The following is an 18829-nucleotide window of genomic DNA, read 5'->3' as shown; positions in this document are numbered from 1 at the left end:
CTTTCCAGTGGGTTCGTTGAGGGCAGGTTTATGGTCAAGGTCGGTATCGTCGGCGGCACGGGTTACACCGGTGTCGAACTGCTGCGTCTGTTGGCACAGCATCCGCAGGCAGAAGTGGTCGTCATCACTTCCCGATCCGAGGCCGGTCTGGCCGTGGCTGACATGTACCCGAACCTGCGCGGCCACTACGACGGCCTGGCGTTCAGCGTGCCGGACGTGAAAACCCTCGGCGCCTGCGATGTGGTGTTCTTCGCCACGCCACACGGTGTGGCTCACGCCTTGGCAGGCGAACTGCTGGCGGCGGGCACCAAGGTCATTGATCTGTCTGCCGACTTCCGTCTGCAAGACGCTGATGAATGGGCCAAGTGGTACGGCCAGCCGCACGGCGCGCCAGAACTGCTGGACGAAGCTGTCTACGGTTTGCCGGAAGTCAATCGCGAGCAGATCAAGAAAGCGCGCCTGATCGCGGTGCCGGGTTGCTACCCAACCGCTACGCAACTGGGCTTCCTGCCATTGCTTGAAGCAGGGCTGGCCGACGCTTCGCGCCTGATCGCCGACTGCAAATCCGGCGTCAGCGGTGCCGGGCGTGGCGCGGCTGTAGGTTCTTTGTACTCCGAGACGTCGGAAAGCATGAAGGCCTATGCGGTAAAAGGTCATCGCCACCTGCCGGAAATTTGCCAGGGTCTGCGTCGCGCGGCGGGCAAGGATGTCGGCCTGACCTTCGTACCGCACCTGACGCCGATGATTCGCGGTATTCACTCCACACTCTATGCGACCGTGGTCGATCGCTCGGTGGATCTGCAGGCGCTGTTCGAAAAGCGCTACGCCAACGAACCGTTCGTCGATGTAATGCCAGCCGGTAGCCACCCGGAAACCCGCAGCGTGCGCGGCGCCAACGTCTGCCGCATTGCTGTGCATCGTCCGCAGGATGGCGATCTGGTGGTGGTACTTTCGGTGATCGACAATCTCGTCAAAGGCGCCTCGGGCCAGGCGGTGCAGAACATGAACATCCTGTTCGGACTGGACGAGCGCTTCGGCCTGTCCCACGCCGGCATGCTTCCTTAAAAGCAGCTACGAGCTTAAAGTCACAAGCTACAAGAGATCAGCGGCAAGCTTGAAGCTCAGCGCTCGAAGCTTGCGCTGCTCCTCTAATAGTTGACCAATTTTCTAGGACAAGCGGATAATGCGCGTCATCACGCATTATGGCGGCGTAACGCCGGGAGATAGTCAGCATGAGCGTCGAATCCTTCACCCCCACGGCTTTGCAATTCACTCAAGGTGCTGCGCACAAGGTGAAGAGCCTGGTCGATGAAGAGGGGAATGATCGCTTGAAGCTGCGCGTATTCGTTACGGGCGGCGGTTGTTCTGGGTTTCAATACGGTTTCACCTTCGATGAAGACGTGGCCGATGACGACACCATCGTCGAGCGCGAAGGCGTGAGCCTGGTGGTCGATCCGATGAGCTTCCAGTACCTGGCCGGTGCCGAGGTGGATTATCAGGAAGGTCTGGAAGGTTCGCGCTTCGTGATCAAGAACCCGAATGCCACAACGACATGTGGTTGCGGATCGTCGTTCTCGATCTGATCGCACTTCACCGCACACAACAAAACGCCGCAGAGCCTTTCGGTTCTGCGGCGTTTTTGTGTGCGGAGATTATGCCGGGTAGATAGCGCCGAGTACGCGCAGACCGCGAGCACCGGTGACGCTTGGCCGGTTGGCGGCAATCCCTTCCAGGCAGCAATGAGCGAGCCACGCGAAGGCCATGGCTTCCACCCAATCCGGATCGACGCCGTGAGTTGCGGTGCTGGCGACCTTAGTGTTCGGCAGTAGATCCGCCAGTCGTTTCATCAGTGTGGCGTTATGTGCGCCGCCGCCACAGACCAGCAGTTCCTGCGTGTCCGATTGAGCACTTTGCAGCGACTCGACGATGGTCAGCGCCGTCAGTTCGAGCAGCGTGGCCTGAACGTCTTCGGCCGCAAAGCTCGGCAGGCGTGAAAGATGCTGTTCCAGCCAAGGCAGATTGAACACTTCACGGCCGGTACTCTTCGGGCCTTTGGTCACGAAGAACGGGTCGCTGAACAGTGCTTTGAGCAGGCTTGGCTGAACCGTGCCGGTCGCAGCCCACTGCCCGTCCCGGTCATAGTTTTCGCCGCGTTGCCGGTGAATCCAGGCGTCCATCAGAACATTCCCAGGGCCGCAGTCGAAACCGGCTACAGGTTTGCTTGGCTCAATCAGGCTGAGATTGCTGAATCCGCCTACATTCAAGACTGCCTGGTTACCGGTACGCTCTTCAAACAAAGCTTCGTGAAACGCTGGCACCAGAGGTGCACCCTGGCCGCCCGCCGCAACATCGCGGCTGCGGAAATCACTGACGACGGTAATGCCGGTCAACTCTGTCAGCAGGGCTGGGTTACCGATCTGCACGGTGAAGCCGCGTGCCGGTTCATGGCGAATGGTCTGACCGTGGCTGCCGATAGCGCGGATGGCATCGGGTTGGAGCTGTTGTTGAGCGAGGAGGGCATGAATACCTAGGGCTGCGAGCTCGACCCAGTGTTGCTGGGCAATCGCCGAGCGGGCGATCTCGTCGGGGCCGCTGGCGCACAAGCCAAGCAGCTCGGCGCGCAGGGAGTCAGGCATTGGCAGGTAGTGGGTGGCGATCAGTTTGATCGCCGAGGTCTGTTCGATCAGGGCGATGTCCAGCCCGTCGAGACTGGTTCCGGACATCACACCGATATACAGGGCCATCGCTTAGCGCTTGCTCGAAGCCAGCATGGTGGCCTTCTCTTGATCCATGCGCGCCATCAGCGGCTGGCTCTGCGCCAGGAAACGCGCGCGCTCGGACTTGGCGATCGGATCGGCCATTGGCAGCTTCTGGCCCAGCGGATCGACGTGAACGCCGTTTACCTGGAATTCGTAATGCAAATGTGGGCCAGTAGAAAGGCCGGTGGTACCGATGTAGCCAATGACTTGACCCTGCTTGACGGTACCGCCGGTTTTCACGCCTTTGGCGAAACCCTGCATGTGGCCGTACAGCGTGCGGTAGGTGTTGCCATGCTGGATGATCACGGTATTGCCGTAACCGCCACGACGACCGGCCAGTAATACTTTGCCGTCACCAGCAGCCTTGATCGGCGTGCCCCGTGGAGCTGCGTAATCAACACCTTTGTGGGCGCGGATCTTATTGAGAATCGGGTGCTTGCGGCCCATGGAGAACTTCGAGCTGATGCGGGCGAAGTCAACCGGCGTCCGGATGAAAGCCTTGCGCATGCTGTTGCCATCGGCGGTGTAATAGCTGCTGTTGCCTTGTTTGTTGGTGTAGCGAACGGCGGTGTAGGTCTTGCCACGGTTGGTGAAGCGCGCGGAAAGGATCGGGCCGGTGCCGACTGCCTTGCCGTTGATGACTTTCTGCTCGTAGATCACATCGAATTCGTCACCCTGACGGATGTCCTGAGCAAAGTCGACGTCGTAGCCGAAGACGCTGGCCATATCCATCGTCAGGCTGTGAGAGAGGCCGGCGCGCGCAGCGGACTGCGAAAGCGAGCTGTTGATGACGCCATGAACGTAGGCAGTGCGAACCGTTGGCTTGGCGGTGACACGGTTGAACGAATAGCCCTTATCGTTCTTGGTCAGGGTAATGGTTTCAACGTCGCTGACCTTGCTGTGCAAGCTGGTCAACTGTCCTTCCGGACTCAGTTCGAATTCGAGTTTCTGACCACGCTTGAGCTGGCTGAACTGTTTGGCCTGCTTGTCGCTTGCCAGTACTTCGTGCACAGAGGCTGCTGGCAGACCGACCTTTTCAAACAGGGTAGACAGCGTATCGCCTTTGGAAACCACGACCTCGCGGTGACCAGGCTCTTTTGGTTTCTCAGCAGCCGCAACAGGCGCCGGCGCAGTTTCGGCTGTTTGCGCGGCATTTTCGTCGCTGTTTTCAATTTGTGCGAACGGGGAAGCTGCGGGTTCGGTTGTGGCTTGAGCTGCATCGGCAGCGTCTTGATCTTGTGTCAGTTGTTCAGCAGGACTTTCCAGTTCAAGACTCAGAGTCGTCTTTTTGGCTTCAACATCGCTGGAGGGAAATACCAGCAACGCCAGACTGAGAAGGGCGGCGATTCCACTTGCGGCGAGCAGGTGGGTCTTCGGGTAAAGCGGGGGCGCTTTAGACGGTTCTGTGGTCATAGGTAATTTTTGACTTTGAAATAGATGAATTGGAAAAGATGAATGACATGATGAAGATGAAATAACTGTATAAAATATAACCAAATCATCTCTGAAGCAAGTCCACAGACCTCGGGCCTGTGGATTGCTGTCCGTGCGCCGGGCAAAACTTGTAATTGGTGCGCGTTCTTGTATGGTTGGTTCCCTTTGAATCTGAGCCTTGCGGGTCTGTTATGAAGTCGGTTGAAGAGCAGCTAGCGCTGATTAAACGTGGTGCGGAAGAACTGTTGGTCGAGTCCGAGCTGGTCGAGAAGCTCAAACGCGGCCAACCGCTGCGTATCAAGGCTGGTTTCGACCCTACCGCTCCGGATCTGCATCTGGGTCATACCGTGCTTATTAATAAGCTGCGTCAGTTCCAGGAGCTGGGGCATCAGGTGATCTTCCTTATTGGTGACTTCACCGGGATGATCGGCGACCCGAGTGGCAAGAGCGCAACGCGCCCGCCGCTGACGCGCGAACAGGTTCTCGAGAATGCCGAAACCTACAAGACTCAGGTTTTCAAAATTCTTGATCCGGCGAAAACCGAAGTTGCCTTCAACTCCACCTGGATGGACAAGATGGGACCGGCGGATTTCATTCGTCTGACGTCGCAATACACTGTCGCCCGCATGCTCGAGCGCGATGATTTCGACAAGCGTTACACCACCAATCAGCCAATCGCTATTCACGAGTTCCTCTATCCGCTGGTGCAGGGCTACGACTCGGTCGCACTGCGCGCGGATGTCGAACTGGGCGGTACCGATCAGAAATTCAATTTGCTGATGGGGCGTGAACTGCAGCGTGGGTATGGTCAGGAGGCTCAGTGCATTCTGACCATGCCATTGCTGGAAGGTCTGGATGGCGTGAAGAAGATGTCCAAGTCGCTGGGCAACTACGTCGGTATCCAGGAAGCGCCGGGCGTCATGTACAGCAAGCTGGTTTCCATTCCGGATGCGCTGATGTGGCGTTACTTTGAATTGCTGAGCTTCCGGTCCATGGATGAGATCGATGCATTCAGGGCTGACGTTGAAGCTGGTGCGAACCCGCGTGACATCAAGATCAAGCTGGCTGAAGAGATTGTTGCGCGTTTCCATGGTGAAGAAGCTGCAGCGAATGCTCATCGTGGGGCTGGCAATCGCATGAAGGATGGCGAGCTTCCGGACGATTTGCCTGAGATCGAACTGGCTTCGGCTGAGGACATGCCGATCGCTGCCGTTCTTAATAAGGCAGGTCTGGTGAAGAACTCGGCAGCGGCGCGTGATCTGTTGGCGGCTGGCGGAGTGCGCGTTGATGGTGAGGTGGTTGATCGCTCCTTTATATATGTAGTGGGCGCGACTCACGTTTGCCAGGCCGGTAAGAAGGCTTTTGCGCGTATCACGCTGAAATCTGAATAAAGTTGGAATTAGGGGTTGACGGCGAATTCCAGAGGTCTATAATTCGCCCCACTTCCGGCGCAGTCGAAACGGAAAACTCCTTGAGATTCAAAGAGTTACGCAGTTTTCGACAGCAGCTCGCTTCAGATCATCGAAGCCTGGAAGGAGTTGAAAGAGTAGTGATGTTTGGCTCTTTTAACGATTCGATCTTCTCGGTCGAAAGCGGAGAAAAAGAGGTGTTGACAGCAGCGATTAACGCTGTAGAATTCGCCTCCCGCTAACGAGAGATCGCAAGCGCAAGTGGTTGAAGTTGTTGAAGAATTCTTCGAAAGCTTCTGAAAATAATCACTTGACAGCAAATGAGGCTGCTGTAGAATGCGCGCCTCGGTTGAGACGAAAGATCTTAACCAACCGCTCTTTAACAACTGAATCAAGCAATTCGTGTGGGTGCTTGTGCAGTCAGACTGATAGTCAACAAGATTATCAGCATCACAAGTTACTCCGCGAGAAATCAAAGATGTAACCAACGATTGCTGAGCCAAGTTTAGGGTTTCTTAAAAACCCAAAGATGTTTGAACTGAAGAGTTTGATCATGGCTCAGATTGAACGCTGGCGGCAGGCCTAACACATGCAAGTCGAGCGGATGAAAGGAGCTTGCTCCTGGATTCAGCGGCGGACGGGTGAGTAATGCCTAGGAATCTGCCTGGTAGTGGGGGACAACGTTTCGAAAGGAACGCTAATACCGCATACGTCCTACGGGAGAAAGCAGGGGACCTTCGGGCCTTGCGCTATCAGATGAGCCTAGGTCGGATTAGCTAGTTGGTGAGGTAATGGCTCACCAAGGCGACGATCCGTAACTGGTCTGAGAGGATGATCAGTCACACTGGAACTGAGACACGGTCCAGACTCCTACGGGAGGCAGCAGTGGGGAATATTGGACAATGGGCGAAAGCCTGATCCAGCCATGCCGCGTGTGTGAAGAAGGTCTTCGGATTGTAAAGCACTTTAAGTTGGGAGGAAGGGTTGTAGATTAATACTCTGCAATTTTGACGTTACCGACAGAATAAGCACCGGCTAACTCTGTGCCAGCAGCCGCGGTAATACAGAGGGTGCAAGCGTTAATCGGAATTACTGGGCGTAAAGCGCGCGTAGGTGGTTTGTTAAGTTGGATGTGAAATCCCCGGGCTCAACCTGGGAACTGCATCCAAAACTGGCAAGCTAGAGTATGGTAGAGGGTGGTGGAATTTCCTGTGTAGCGGTGAAATGCGTAGATATAGGAAGGAACACCAGTGGCGAAGGCGACCACCTGGACTAATACTGACACTGAGGTGCGAAAGCGTGGGGAGCAAACAGGATTAGATACCCTGGTAGTCCACGCCGTAAACGATGTCAACTAGCCGTTGGGAGCCTTGAGCTCTTAGTGGCGCAGCTAACGCATTAAGTTGACCGCCTGGGGAGTACGGCCGCAAGGTTAAAACTCAAATGAATTGACGGGGGCCCGCACAAGCGGTGGAGCATGTGGTTTAATTCGAAGCAACGCGAAGAACCTTACCAGGCCTTGACATCCAATGAACTTTCCAGAGATGGATTGGTGCCTTCGGGAACATTGAGACAGGTGCTGCATGGCTGTCGTCAGCTCGTGTCGTGAGATGTTGGGTTAAGTCCCGTAACGAGCGCAACCCTTGTCCTTAGTTACCAGCACGTTATGGTGGGCACTCTAAGGAGACTGCCGGTGACAAACCGGAGGAAGGTGGGGATGACGTCAAGTCATCATGGCCCTTACGGCCTGGGCTACACACGTGCTACAATGGTCGGTACAAAGGGTTGCCAAGCCGCGAGGTGGAGCTAATCCCATAAAACCGATCGTAGTCCGGATCGCAGTCTGCAACTCGACTGCGTGAAGTCGGAATCGCTAGTAATCGCGAATCAGAATGTCGCGGTGAATACGTTCCCGGGCCTTGTACACACCGCCCGTCACACCATGGGAGTGGGTTGCACCAGAAGTAGCTAGTCTAACCTTCGGGAGGACGGTTACCACGGTGTGATTCATGACTGGGGTGAAGTCGTAACAAGGTAGCCGTAGGGGAACCTGCGGCTGGATCACCTCCTTAATCGACGACATCAGCTGCTGCATGAGCTCCCACACGAATTGCTTGATTCATTGAAGAAGACGATAGAAGCAGCCCGAAATTGGGTCTGTAGCTCAGTTGGTTAGAGCGCACCCCTGATAAGGGTGAGGTCGGCAGTTCGAATCTGCCCAGACCCACCAATTTTGTGTGGGAAACGCCTGTAGAAATACGGGGCCATAGCTCAGCTGGGAGAGCGCCTGCCTTGCACGCAGGAGGTCAGCGGTTCGATCCCGCTTGGCTCCACCACTACTGCTTCTGAAGTTTGAAAGCTTAGAAATGAGCATTCCACCGAAACGGTGATGAATGTTGATTTCTAGTCTTTGACTAGATCGTTCTTTAAAAATTTGGGTATGTGATAGAAAGATAGACTGAACGTTACTTTCACTGGTAACGGATCAGGCTAAGGTAAAATTTGTGAGTTCTCTTAGTTGAGAAATTCGAATTTTCGGCGAATGTCGTCTTCACAGTATAACCAGATTGCTTGGGGTTATATGGTCAAGTGAAGAAGCGCATACGGTGGATGCCTTGGCAGTCAGAGGCGATGAAAGACGTGGTAGCCTGCGAAAAGCTTCGGGGAGTCGGCAAACAGACTTTGATCCGGAGATGTCTGAATGGGGGAACCCAGCCATCATAAGATGGTTATCTTGTACTGAATACATAGGTGCAAGAGGCGAACCAGGGGAACTGAAACATCTAAGTACCCTGAGGAAAAGAAATCAACCGAGATTCCCTTAGTAGTGGCGAGCGAACGGGGACTAGCCCTTAAGTGGCTTTGAGATTAGCGGAACGCTCTGGAAAGTGCGGCCATAGTGGGTGATAGCCCTGTACGCGAAAATCTCTTAGTCATGAAATCGAGTAGGACGGAGCACGAGAAACTTTGTCTGAATATGGGGGGACCATCCTCCAAGGCTAAATACTACTGACTGACCGATAGTGAACTAGTACCGTGAGGGAAAGGCGAAAAGAACCCCGGAGAGGGGAGTGAAATAGATCCTGAAACCGTATGCGTACAAGCAGTGGGAGCAGACTTTGTTCTGTGACTGCGTACCTTTTGTATAATGGGTCAGCGACTTATTTTCAGTGGCGAGCTTAACCGAATAGGGGAGGCGTAGCGAAAGCGAGTCTTAATAGGGCGTCTAGTCGCTGGGAATAGACCCGAAACCGGGCGATCTATCCATGGGCAGGTTGAAGGTTAGGTAACACTGACTGGAGGACCGAACCGACTACCGTTGAAAAGTTAGCGGATGACCTGTGGATCGGAGTGAAAGGCTAATCAAGCTCGGAGATAGCTGGTTCTCCTCGAAAGCTATTTAGGTAGCGCCTCATGTATCACTGTAGGGGGTAGAGCACTGTTTCGGCTAGGGGGTCATCCCGACTTACCAAACCGATGCAAACTCCGAATACCTACAAGTGCCGAGCATGGGAGACACACGGCGGGTGCTAACGTCCGTCGTGAAAAGGGAAACAACCCAGACCGTCAGCTAAGGTCCCAAAGTTATGGTTAAGTGGGAAACGATGTGGGAAGGCTTAGACAGCTAGGAGGTTGGCTTAGAAGCAGCCACCCTTTAAAGAAAGCGTAATAGCTCACTAGTCGAGTCGGCCTGCGCGGAAGATGTAACGGGGCTCAAACCATACACCGAAGCTACGGGTATCACCTTCGGGTGATGCGGTAGAGGAGCGTTCTGTAAGCCTGTGAAGGTGAGTTGAGAAGCTTGCTGGAGGTATCAGAAGTGCGAATGCTGACATGAGTAACGACAATGGGTGTGAAAAACACCCACGCCGAAAGACCAAGGTTTCCTGCGCAACGTTAATCGACGCAGGGTTAGTCGGTCCCTAAGGCGAGGCTGAAAAGCGTAGTCGATGGAAAACAGGTTAATATTCCTGTACTTCTGGTTATTGCGATGGAGGGACGGAGAAGGCTAGGCCAGCTTGGCGTTGGTTGTCCAAGTTTAAGGTGGTAGGCTGAGATCTTAGGTAAATCCGGGATCTTAAGGCCGAGAGCTGATGACGAGTTACCCTTTGGGTGACGAAGTGGTTGATGCCATGCTTCCAAGAAAAGCTTCTAAGCTTCAGGTAACCAGGAACCGTACCCCAAACCGACACAGGTGGTTGGGTAGAGAATACCAAGGCGCTTGAGAGAACTCGGGTGAAGGAACTAGGCAAAATGGCACCGTAACTTCGGGAGAAGGTGCGCCGGTGAGGGTGAAGGACTTGCTCCGTAAGCTCATGCCGGTCGAAGATACCAGGCCGCTGCGACTGTTTATTAAAAACACAGCACTCTGCAAACACGAAAGTGGACGTATAGGGTGTGACGCCTGCCCGGTGCCGGAAGGTTAATTGATGGGGTTAGCTAACGCGAAGCTCTTGATCGAAGCCCCGGTAAACGGCGGCCGTAACTATAACGGTCCTAAGGTAGCGAAATTCCTTGTCGGGTAAGTTCCGACCTGCACGAATGGCGTAACGATGGCGGCGCTGTCTCCACCCGAGACTCAGTGAAATTGAAATCGCTGTGAAGATGCAGTGTATCCGCGGCTAGACGGAAAGACCCCGTGAACCTTTACTATAGCTTTGCACTGGACTTTGAATTTGCTTGTGTAGGATAGGTGGGAGGCTTTGAAGCGTGGACGCCAGTTCGCGTGGAGCCATCCTTGAAATACCACCCTGGCAACTTTGAGGTTCTAACTCAGGTCCGTTATCCGGATCGAGGACAGTGTATGGTGGGTAGTTTGACTGGGGCGGTCTCCTCCTAAAGAGTAACGGAGGAGTACGAAGGTGCGCTCAGACCGGTCGGAAATCGGTCGTAGAGTATAAAGGCAAAAGCGCGCTTGACTGCGAGACAGACACGTCGAGCAGGTACGAAAGTAGGTCTTAGTGATCCGGTGGTTCTGTATGGAAGGGCCATCGCTCAACGGATAAAAGGTACTCCGGGGATAACAGGCTGATACCGCCCAAGAGTTCATATCGACGGCGGTGTTTGGCACCTCGATGTCGGCTCATCACATCCTGGGGCTGAAGCCGGTCCCAAGGGTATGGCTGTTCGCCATTTAAAGTGGTACGCGAGCTGGGTTTAGAACGTCGTGAGACAGTTCGGTCCCTATCTGCCGTGGACGTTTGAGATTTGAGAGGGGCTGCTCCTAGTACGAGAGGACCGGAGTGGACGAACCTCTGGTGTTCCGGTTGTCACGCCAGTGGCATTGCCGGGTAGCTATGTTCGGGAAAGATAACCGCTGAAAGCATCTAAGCGGGAAACTTGCCTCAAGATGAGATCTCACTGGAACCTTGAGTTCCCTGAAGGGCCGTCGAAGACTACGACGTTGATAGGTTGGGTGTGTAAGCGCTGTGAGGCGTTGAGCTAACCAATACTAATTGCCCGTGAGGCTTGACCATATAACACCCAAGCAATTTGCTGACCTGAAAAGGCGCCAGATTGCGGTGTGTGAAGACGAAACGAACCGAAAGTTCGAAGCGCACAAACACCGACCGCTGTCACATACCCAATTTGCTGAAGCGAGGCCATCTGGTCACGACTCAGTACCCGAATTTCTTGACGACCATAGAGCGTTGGAACCACCTGATCCCATCCCGAACTCAGCAGTGAAACGATGCATCGCCGATGGTAGTGTGGGGTTTCCCCATGTGAGAGTAGGTCATCGTCAAGATTAAATTCCGAAACCCCAATTGCGAAAGCAGTTGGGGTTTTGTTTTGCCTGCGAGAAATGTGTCTGCTTGATTTCTATGCAACGGCCCGGGGCATGGCTATCATTCGGGCCTCATTGTGAGGCGAAACCTGCATGTTGACGTTGTTGGATCTTCTGAAGGATGGGCGATTCCATTCCGGACAGGACTTGGGGACTGCCCTGGGAATTAGCCGAAGTGCTGTATGGAAGCAGTTGCAGCAGCTTGAAGCCGAGCTGGGCCTGTCGATCCATAAAGTCCGCGGTCGAGGATATCAATTGTCGGCGCCTTTAATGCTGCTTGATCCTGTGGAAATAGCCAGAAGGGCGCCTCAGTGGCCTGTGACTGTGTTTGATTCTGTCGATTCGACAAATGCCGAAGCTCTGCGCTCCGTTGGTGAAGGCGCTCCTGCGCCATTTTTGGTGCTGGCGGAGCGACAATTGGCAGGGCGTGGTCGTCGTGGTCGTAAGTGGGTGAGCCCATTTGCAGAAAATCTTTACTACAGCCTCGTCCTCCGTATCGATGGGGGCATGCGTCAGCTTGAAGGGTTGAGCCTTGTTGTTGGCTTGGCCGTTATGCAGACCTTGCGAAATGCGGGTGTACCGAATGCCGGTTTGAAGTGGCCCAATGATGTTTTGGTGGGTAATAAGAAGATCGCCGGGATTCTACTTGAGCTCGTCGGAGATCCGGCGGATGTCTGTCATGTGGTGCTGGGTATAGGAATCAATGTGAATATGCAGGTTGCTGACGAGGTCGACCAGCAATGGACCTCCATAAGGCTTGAGTCTGGGCGAGCCTGTGATCGCAATGCTTTAGTGATTCAGTTAAGTAATCAATTGAGCGCTTACATTGATAAGCACCAAGCCAATGGCTTCGCTGGTCTGCACGCAGAATGGGCGGAAAACCATCTTTGGCAGGGGCGCGCCGTTTCGTTGATTGCTGGTAACAGTCAGGTCGACGGGGTTGTACTCGGTATTGATAGCCAGGGCGGGTTGCGCTTGAACGTAGACGGTGTTGAAAAAGTCTTCAGTGGTGGAGAGCTCAGCCTGAGGTTGCGTGATGATTCTTGAGCTTGACTGCGGCAACAGCTTTATAAAATGGCGCGTCCTGAATGCCGGGGCGAGCGGAGTGCTCTCGGAAGGGGTTGTAGATTCCAATCAAGCTTTAATTGAGAGCCTGCGGATCATAAAGTCGCTCTCACTGCGCAACTGTCGTTTGGTAAGTGTCAGGACTGATGAGGAAACCGGCGCGTTAATTGAGCTTATAGAGCGGGAATTCGGTATCCCTGTCGTATGTGCGAAATCCGCGCGCGAGATGTCTGGCGTTCGTAACGGCTATGAAAATTATGAGCGCTTGGGGCTTGATCGCTGGCTGGCGATGCTTGGGGGCTTTCACTTGGCTGCCGGCAATGCTTGCCTGATTCTCGACTTCGGTACGGCTGTCACTGCTGATTTTGTTGCGGCGGACGGGGAGCATCTCGGTGGGTTCATCTGCCCTGGTATGCCATTGATGCGAAACCAGCTGCGCACCCATACGCGCAAAATTCGTTATGGTGATGAGGCGGCTGAGCGGGCCCTTTCCAGTCATGTGCCGGGACGGAGCACCGTAGAGGCGGTAGAGCGCGGTTGTTCTCTGATGCTGAGGGGCTTCGTGCTCACTCAATTAGAGCTGGCTCGAGCATATTGGTGCGAAAACTTCATGGTCTTCGTTACGGGAGGAGATGCTGAGTTGGTGGATGGCGTCGTGCCTGAGGCCAAGGTGGTGCCCGACCTGGTTTTTGTCGGCTTGGCCATGGCGTGTCCCTTGTCCTGAGGTTTATATGCGTTGGTTGTTTCTGCTGCTTGTTGTTCTCAATGGTTTTTACTACGTCTGGCATCAGCAGGAAGCGCCCTTGCGAGCCAAGGACGTAACGCCTCTGAATTTGTATCGCGGTTCGCAGCAAGATATTCGTCTGCTGAGCGAAACAGCCGGTGAAGGGCGCAGGGCGGAAGGTGCTGCGCGTCAACAGTGTCTGTTCCTTGGCGGATTTTCTGATGAGGATTCGGTTGCCCAGCTGCAGCAGCGCCTGGTGGCGATGAGAGTCAATGTGCAATCCGTGCCGAAAGATGCTGCCGGAAGCGGTTACTGGCTGGCAGTTCCACCAGATGGCCAGCGATTGTTGGGCGATCAACAGTTGCAAAACCTTTCCAAGGAATTCAATGAGTTAAAACATAAAATAATGCTGTGCGAAGGGGTTGCACCTGTTCAATAGTTTGCATAGAATGGCGCCCGCTCCACAGCGAACACCTTAATCGGCATTCAGTGTGAAGTGTGTCAACGCAGCTAACCTCAGGTTTTTAAATGAGAAAATGCTTGACAGGGGTTCGGCATGATATAGAATGCCGGCCTGATTAGGAGGGGTTCCCGAGCGGCCAAAGGGATCAGACTGTAAATCTGACGTCTACGACTTCGAAGGTTCGAATCCTTCTCCCTCCACCAGATTTAAGCGTGAGCTGCAGGCTCCGCGGGTATAGTTTAGTGGTAGAACCTCAGCCTTCCAAGCTGATGATGCGGGTTCGATTCCCGCTACCCGCTCCAAGTTTGCAGGTTGTGCAAAAGGGTTTTGCTCTTGTAGCTCAGTTGGTAGAGCACACCCTTGGTAAGGGTGAGGTCAGCGGTTCAAATCCGCTCAAGAGCTCCATATAACAAGGCAGATATGAAAATATCTGCCTTTGTTTTAATGGTTGATATTGTTTGTCTAATTTCTTCTGTAGAGGGTGATATCGATGGCTAAGGAAAAATTTGATCGTTCCCTGCCCCACGTCAACGTTGGCACCATTGGTCACGTTGACCACGGTAAAACCACTCTGACTGCTGCTCTGACTCGCGTCTGCTCCGAAGTTTTCGGTTCGGCCGTCGTTGAATTCGACAAGATCGACAGCGCACCAGAAGAAAAAGCTCGCGGTATCACCATCAACACCGCTCACGTTGAGTACAACTCGACTATTCGTCACTACGCTCACGTTGACTGCCCAGGTCACGCTGACTACGTGAAGAACATGATCACCGGTGCTGCCCAGATGGACGGCGCGATCCTGGTTTGCTCGGCCGCTGATGGTCCGATGCCACAAACCCGTGAGCACATCCTGCTGTCCCGTCAGGTAGGCGTTCCGTACATCGTGGTTTTCCTGAACAAGGCTGACCTGGTAGACGACGCTGAGCTGCTGGAACTGGTTGAGATGGAAGTTCGTGACCTGCTGTCGACCTACGACTTCCCGGGCGACGACACTCCGATCATCATCGGTTCGGCTCGTATGGCGCTGGAAGGCAAAGACGACAACGAAATGGGCACCACTGCCGTTCGTAAACTGGTTGAAACTCTGGATACCTACATCCCAGAACCAGTTCGTATGATCGACAAGCCGTTCCTGATGCCGATCGAAGACGTATTCTCGATCTCCGGTCGCGGTACTGTTGTGACTGGTCGTATCGAGCGCGGTATCGTTCGCGTTCAGGACGCTCTGGAAATCGTTGGTCTGCGTGACACCACCACCACCACCTGCACCGGTGTTGAGATGTTCCGCAAGCTGCTCGACGAAGGTCGTGCTGGCGAGAACTGTGGCGTTCTGCTGCGTGGTACCAAGCGTGACGACGTTGAGCGTGGCCAGGTTCTGGTCAAGCCAGGTTCGGTCAAGCCGCACACCAAGTTCACTGCAGAAGTTTACGTTCTGAGCAAGGAAGAAGGCGGTCGTCACACTCCGTTCTTCAAAGGCTACCGTCCACAGTTCTACTTCCGTACTACTGACGTGACTGGTAACTGCGAGCTGCCAGAAGGCGTTGAAATGGTAATGCCAGGTGACAACATTCAGATGACTGTTACCCTGATCAAAACCATCGCGATGGAAGACGGTCTGCGTTTCGCTATCCGTGAAGGCGGTCGTACCGTCGGCGCTGGTGTCGTAGCCAAAATCATCGAATAAGCGGTTGTAATGTATTTTTCGGGCCGGCATAATGGTCGGCCTGATTTTGTTTTAGGTCAGTAGCTCAATTGGCAGAGCGACGGTCTCCAAAACCGTAGGTTGGGGGTTCGATTCCCTCCTGACCTGCCAGATTCACTCGGTGTGTCTGGCTTTCTTTTCACAGGATCTTCATAGATGACTCCTAAAGCTGAAGCTCAAGGCTCTCGCTTCGATCTGCTCAAGTGGCTTGTAGTAGTCGCTTTGGTGGTTGTTGGCGTTGTTGGCAATCAGTACTACGCTGCTTCGCCGATCCTGTACCGTGTACTTGCTTTGCTTGCCATTGCTGCTGTAGCTGCCTTTGTAGGCCTGCAGACCGCGAAGGGCAAGTCTTTCTTTGTACTGGTTAAGGAAGCTCGCACCGAGATTCGTAAAGTCGTGTGGCCAACTCGCCAAGAAACCACGCAGACCACGCTGATTGTCGTGGCTGTTGTTCTGGTTATGGCGTTGCTGTTGTGGGGGCTTGATTCCCTGCTCGGCTGGCTTGTTTCCTTGATTGTCGGCTAAGGGTGTCCCGTGGCTAAGCGTTGGTATGTTGTGCATGCTTACTCGGGTTACGAGAAGCATGTGATGCGCTCGCTGATCGAGCGCGTAAAGCTGGCTGGCATGGAAGATGGCTTCGGCGAGATTCTGGTTCCCACTGAAGAAGTGGTTGAGATGCGTAACGGCCAGAAGCGCAAAAGCGAACGGAAGTTCTTCCCAGGATATGTGCTGGTCCAGATGGATATGAACGAGGGTACTTGGCACTTGGTCAAGGATACTCCTCGGGTGATGGGTTTCATCGGCGGTACTGCCGACAAGCCTGCACCAATTACCGATAAAGAGGCAGAAGCGATTCTGCGTCGCGTTGCTGATGGTAGTGACAAGCCTAAGCCGAAGACGTTGTTCGAGCCAGGTGAGACGGTGCGTGTCAACGACGGTCCATTCGCCGATTTCAATGGTGTTGTGGAAGAAGTTAACTACGAAAAGAGCCGGATCCAAGTGGCGGTGCTCATTTTCGGTCGCTCTACTCCGGTGGAGCTCGAGTTCAGTCAGGTCGAGAAGGTCTAACTGGACAAGCAATCCCAACCCCGCAGCCTTAGGCTGTGGGGTTTTGTCGTCACTGGGATAAACGCGCAAGTAACCGGGGAGCCTTCCGAGGCGTTCGAACCCGTAATTGGAGTGCCTCATGGCCAAGAAGATTACCGCTTACATCAAGCTGCAAGTGAAGGCCGCTCAGGCTAACCCAAGTCCACCTGTTGGTCCTGCTCTGGGTCAGCACGGCGTGAACATCATGGAATTCTGCAAGGCTTTCAACGCCCGTACCCAGGGTCTTGAGCCAGGTCTGCCGACTCCAGTGATCATCACTGTCTATAGCGACCGTAGCTTCACTTTCGAAACCAAATCCACCCCTGCTTCGGTTCTGCTGAAGAAGGCGGCCGGTCTGACCAGCGGTTCCGCTCGTCCGAACACCGTTAAGGTTGGCACCGTTACCCGTGCTCAGCTGGAAGAAATCGCGAAAACCAAAAACGCGGATCTGACTGCAGCTGATATGGATGCAGCCGTGCGTACTATCGCCGGTTCTGCTCGTAGCATGGGCCTTAACGTGGAGGGTGTGTAATGGCTAAGCTGACCAAGCGTCAAAAGGCTATCGCCGGCAAAATCGAAGCAGGCAAGGCCTACAACATTGTAGACGCCGCTGCTCTGCTGGCCGAGCTGTCGACTGTCAAGTTCAGCGAGTCGTTCGACGTTGCTGTAAACCTGGGCGTAGACCCACGTAAATCCGACCAGGTTGTTCGTAGCGCTACTGTGCTGCCGCACGGCACTGGCAAGACCGTTCGCGTTGCTGTGTTCACCCAGGGTCCAGCTGCTGAGGCCGCTCTGGCTGCCGGCGCTGACCGTGTAGGTATGGACGACCTGGCTGCCGAAATGAAAGGCGGCGACCTGAACTATGACGTAGTGATCGCATCCCCGGATGCCATGCGCGTTGTAGGTCAGTTGGGTCAGATTCTCGGTCCACGCGGCCTGATGCCTAACCCGAAAGTCGGCACCGTAACTCCAGACGTAGCCAACGCGGTTAAAAACGCCAAGGCTGGTCAGGTTCGTTATCGCACCGACAAAAACGGCATCATCCACACTTCCGTTGGCAAGATCGGCTTCGACGCCGTCAAGCTGAAGGAAAACGTTGAAGCCCTGATCGCTGATCTGAAGCGTATCAAGCCAGCTTCTTCGAAAGGCATTTACGTCAAGCGCGTTACCCTGAGCACCACCATGGGCCCAGGTCTGGTTATCGACCAGAGCTCGCTCGACGCGTAAGACAAAGGTTGGCGCGGATTACCGCGCCAATTGAAAGATTGGGGTCCCTGCCTGGCGGGGGCTATCCAAGACCGTAGGCGGCGCGAGCCTTAAACCTCAAGCCTACGCAGATGGTGCTCCCGGTTCCTTACCGAATCAGACACCAAAACGACATTCGGTTCCGATCGAATGAAACGGTAACAAGCAGGAGTTAAACCCGTGGCAATTAATCTCGAAGACAAGAAGGCCATCGTCGCTGAAGTCAACGAGGCTGCCAAAGTCGCTCTGTCCGCTGTCGTGGTTGATGCACGTGGCGTAACAGTAGGCGCAATGACCGGACTCCGTAAAGAGGCTCGTGAAGCTGGCGTTTACGTACGTGTTGTACGTAACACCCTGCTCAAGCGCGCTGTTGCTGACACTCAATACAGTGTCCTCAACGACGTGTTCACCGGCCCGACCCTGATTGCATTCTCGAACGAACATCCGGGCGCTGCTGCCCGTATCTTCAAAGAGTTTGCCAAGGGTCAGGACAAGTTCGAGATCAAGGCAGCTGCGTTCGAGGGCAAGTTCCTCGCAGCTAATCAGATCGACGTACTGGCAACTCTGCCGACCCGTGACGAAGCAATTTCTCAGCTGATGAGCGTGATTCAAGGCGCTACCAGCAAATTGGCTCGTACTCTGGCGGCAATTCGCGACCAGAAAGAAGCTGCCGCAGCCTAAGGCTCGTCACTTCTCGCGTTTTTTGTTTATTTCGATGGTCGCGTAGGCCGTCCCCCAATTCAGGAATTGAGTCATGTCTCTGACTAACGAACAAATCATCGAAGCAATCGGCCAGAAATCCGTAGTGGAAATCGTTGAGCTGATCAAAGCGATGGAAGAAACCTTCGGTGTTACCGCTGCTGCTGCTTCGGCTGGTCCAGCTGCTGCTGCCGCTGTTGTTGAAGAGCAAACCGAGTTCAACGTTGTTCTGCTGGAAGCTGGCGAGAAGAAGGTTAACGTGATCAAGGCAGTTCGCGAACTGACCGGTCTGGGCCTGAAAGAAGCCAAAGAGAAAGTAGACGGCGCTCCTCAGGTTGTAGCTGAAGGCGTTTCGAAAGAAGCGGCTGAAGACGCCAAGAAGAAGCTGGAAGAAGCAGGCGCTAAAGTCGAGCTGAAGTAAGCATCGACTTTGCTCCTCCAGCCCGAGCGTCAAG

Annotated in this window: 15 protein-coding genes, 6 tRNA genes and 3 rRNA genes; 22 read left to right on the top strand and 2 right to left on the bottom strand. The window is 54.3% G+C overall.

Annotated features, from left to right (window positions below; all coding sequences use genetic code 11):
* Window positions 1–30 precede the first annotated feature (30 nt).
* Together argC and erpA are read left to right on the top strand one after the other, a co-directional pair.
* A complete protein-coding gene (gene argC / locus LIS66_RS24215; protein WP_123417911.1) occupies window positions 31–1065 on the top strand; it encodes an N-acetyl-gamma-glutamyl-phosphate reductase in 1035 nt (344 codons plus the stop codon).
* Between the two features lie 167 nt (window positions 1066–1232).
* On the top strand, window positions 1233–1583 hold the full coding sequence (gene erpA / locus LIS66_RS24210) for an iron-sulfur cluster insertion protein ErpA (protein ID WP_007918905.1): 351 nt from the start codon (window positions 1233–1235) through the stop codon (window positions 1581–1583).
* A 69-nt stretch (window positions 1584–1652) separates the two neighbouring features.
* On the opposite strand, the gene LIS66_RS24205 is transcribed toward erpA, so the two are convergent.
* Both LIS66_RS24205 and LIS66_RS24200 read right to left on the bottom strand, forming a co-directional pair.
* Window positions 1653–2744 (bottom strand): anhydro-N-acetylmuramic acid kinase, encoded by a 1092-nt coding sequence (locus LIS66_RS24205; protein WP_227973176.1) that lies wholly within the window; start codon window positions 2742–2744, stop codon window positions 1653–1655.
* A gap of 3 nt (window positions 2745–2747) precedes the next feature.
* Entirely contained in the window at window positions 2748–4172 is a 1425-nt protein-coding gene (locus LIS66_RS24200; RefSeq protein ID WP_116658846.1) for a peptidoglycan DD-metalloendopeptidase family protein, read from the bottom strand.
* 212 nt (window positions 4173–4384) lie between these two features.
* Between LIS66_RS24200 and tyrS the strand changes: the two genes are divergently transcribed.
* From tyrS to rplL, 20 genes are all read left to right on the top strand, one after another.
* Window positions 4385–5584 carry a tyrosine--tRNA ligase gene (tyrS, locus tag LIS66_RS24195; protein ID WP_042610446.1) on the top strand — a complete coding sequence of 400 codons (1200 nt, stop codon included), beginning with the start codon at window positions 4385–4387 and terminating at the stop codon, window positions 5582–5584.
* Between the two features lie 553 nt (window positions 5585–6137).
* Window positions 6138–7674 (top strand): 16S ribosomal RNA (locus tag LIS66_RS24190).
* 81 nt (window positions 7675–7755) lie between these two features.
* Window positions 7756–7832 (top strand) — tRNA-Ile (locus tag LIS66_RS24185).
* Between the two features lie 30 nt (window positions 7833–7862).
* Window positions 7863–7938, top strand: a tRNA-Ala gene (locus LIS66_RS24180).
* A gap of 247 nt (window positions 7939–8185) precedes the next feature.
* Window positions 8186–11079, top strand: a 23S ribosomal RNA gene (locus tag LIS66_RS24175).
* A 156-nt stretch (window positions 11080–11235) separates the two neighbouring features.
* Window positions 11236–11351, top strand: a 5S ribosomal RNA gene (rrf, locus tag LIS66_RS24170).
* Together the 16S, 23S and 5S rRNA genes with 2 tRNA genes alongside form the textbook arrangement of a ribosomal RNA operon.
* Window positions 11352–11483: 132 nt before the next feature.
* The gene (gene birA, locus LIS66_RS24165; RefSeq protein WP_227973175.1) at window positions 11484–12437 is read left to right on the top strand and encodes a bifunctional biotin--[acetyl-CoA-carboxylase] ligase/biotin operon repressor BirA; all 954 of its coding nucleotides are present in this window, start codon (window positions 11484–11486) and stop codon (window positions 12435–12437) included.
* The gene (locus LIS66_RS24160; protein ID WP_227973174.1) at window positions 12427–13179 is read left to right on the top strand and encodes a pantothenate kinase; all 753 of its coding nucleotides are present in this window, start codon (window positions 12427–12429) and stop codon (window positions 13177–13179) included. Before birA ends, LIS66_RS24160 begins: the two co-directional genes overlap by 11 nt.
* Before the next feature lie 7 nt (window positions 13180–13186).
* On the top strand, window positions 13187–13618 hold the full coding sequence (locus LIS66_RS24155) for an SPOR domain-containing protein (protein WP_123420233.1): 432 nt from the start codon (window positions 13187–13189) through the stop codon (window positions 13616–13618).
* A 142-nt stretch (window positions 13619–13760) separates the two neighbouring features.
* Window positions 13761–13845 (top strand) — tRNA-Tyr (locus tag LIS66_RS24150).
* A gap of 25 nt (window positions 13846–13870) precedes the next feature.
* Window positions 13871–13944 (top strand) — tRNA-Gly (locus LIS66_RS24145).
* A gap of 27 nt (window positions 13945–13971) precedes the next feature.
* Window positions 13972–14047, top strand: a tRNA-Thr gene (locus tag LIS66_RS24140).
* Window positions 14048–14132: 85 nt separating this feature from the next.
* A complete protein-coding gene (tuf, locus tag LIS66_RS24135) occupies window positions 14133–15326 on the top strand; it encodes an elongation factor Tu (protein ID WP_024014521.1) in 1194 nt (397 codons plus the stop codon).
* Window positions 15327–15379: 53 nt separating this feature from the next.
* Window positions 15380–15455 (top strand) — tRNA-Trp (locus LIS66_RS24130).
* A gap of 45 nt (window positions 15456–15500) precedes the next feature.
* Window positions 15501–15869: a preprotein translocase subunit SecE gene (gene secE, locus LIS66_RS24125; RefSeq protein ID WP_016772937.1), complete on the top strand. Its 369-nt coding sequence runs from the start codon at window positions 15501–15503 to the stop codon at window positions 15867–15869.
* Between the two features lie 9 nt (window positions 15870–15878).
* Window positions 15879–16412, top strand: coding sequence for a transcription termination/antitermination protein NusG (nusG, locus tag LIS66_RS24120; protein ID WP_007957598.1), 534 nt, complete (start codon window positions 15879–15881; stop codon window positions 16410–16412).
* A 118-nt stretch (window positions 16413–16530) separates the two neighbouring features.
* A complete protein-coding gene (gene rplK / locus LIS66_RS24115; RefSeq protein ID WP_003176435.1) occupies window positions 16531–16962 on the top strand; it encodes a 50S ribosomal protein L11 in 432 nt (143 codons plus the stop codon).
* Entirely contained in the window at window positions 16962–17657 is a 696-nt protein-coding gene (gene rplA, locus LIS66_RS24110) for a 50S ribosomal protein L1 (RefSeq protein ID WP_024014523.1), read from the top strand. The genes rplK and rplA overlap by 1 nt, the downstream gene beginning before the upstream one ends.
* Before the next feature lie 198 nt (window positions 17658–17855).
* A complete protein-coding gene (gene rplJ / locus LIS66_RS24105; RefSeq protein ID WP_008081912.1) occupies window positions 17856–18356 on the top strand; it encodes a 50S ribosomal protein L10 in 501 nt (166 codons plus the stop codon).
* A gap of 73 nt (window positions 18357–18429) precedes the next feature.
* Window positions 18430–18795: a 50S ribosomal protein L7/L12 gene (gene rplL, locus LIS66_RS24100; protein WP_003228750.1), complete on the top strand. Its 366-nt coding sequence runs from the start codon at window positions 18430–18432 to the stop codon at window positions 18793–18795.
* Window positions 18796–18829: the final 34 nt, after the last annotated feature.

This window comes from Pseudomonas sp. HN2 (assembly GCF_020736465.1).
In the GTDB taxonomy this organism is placed as follows: domain Bacteria; phylum Pseudomonadota; class Gammaproteobacteria; order Pseudomonadales; family Pseudomonadaceae; genus Aquipseudomonas; species Aquipseudomonas moraviensis_A.
This window is presented reverse-complemented; position numbering and strand designations above follow the sequence as displayed.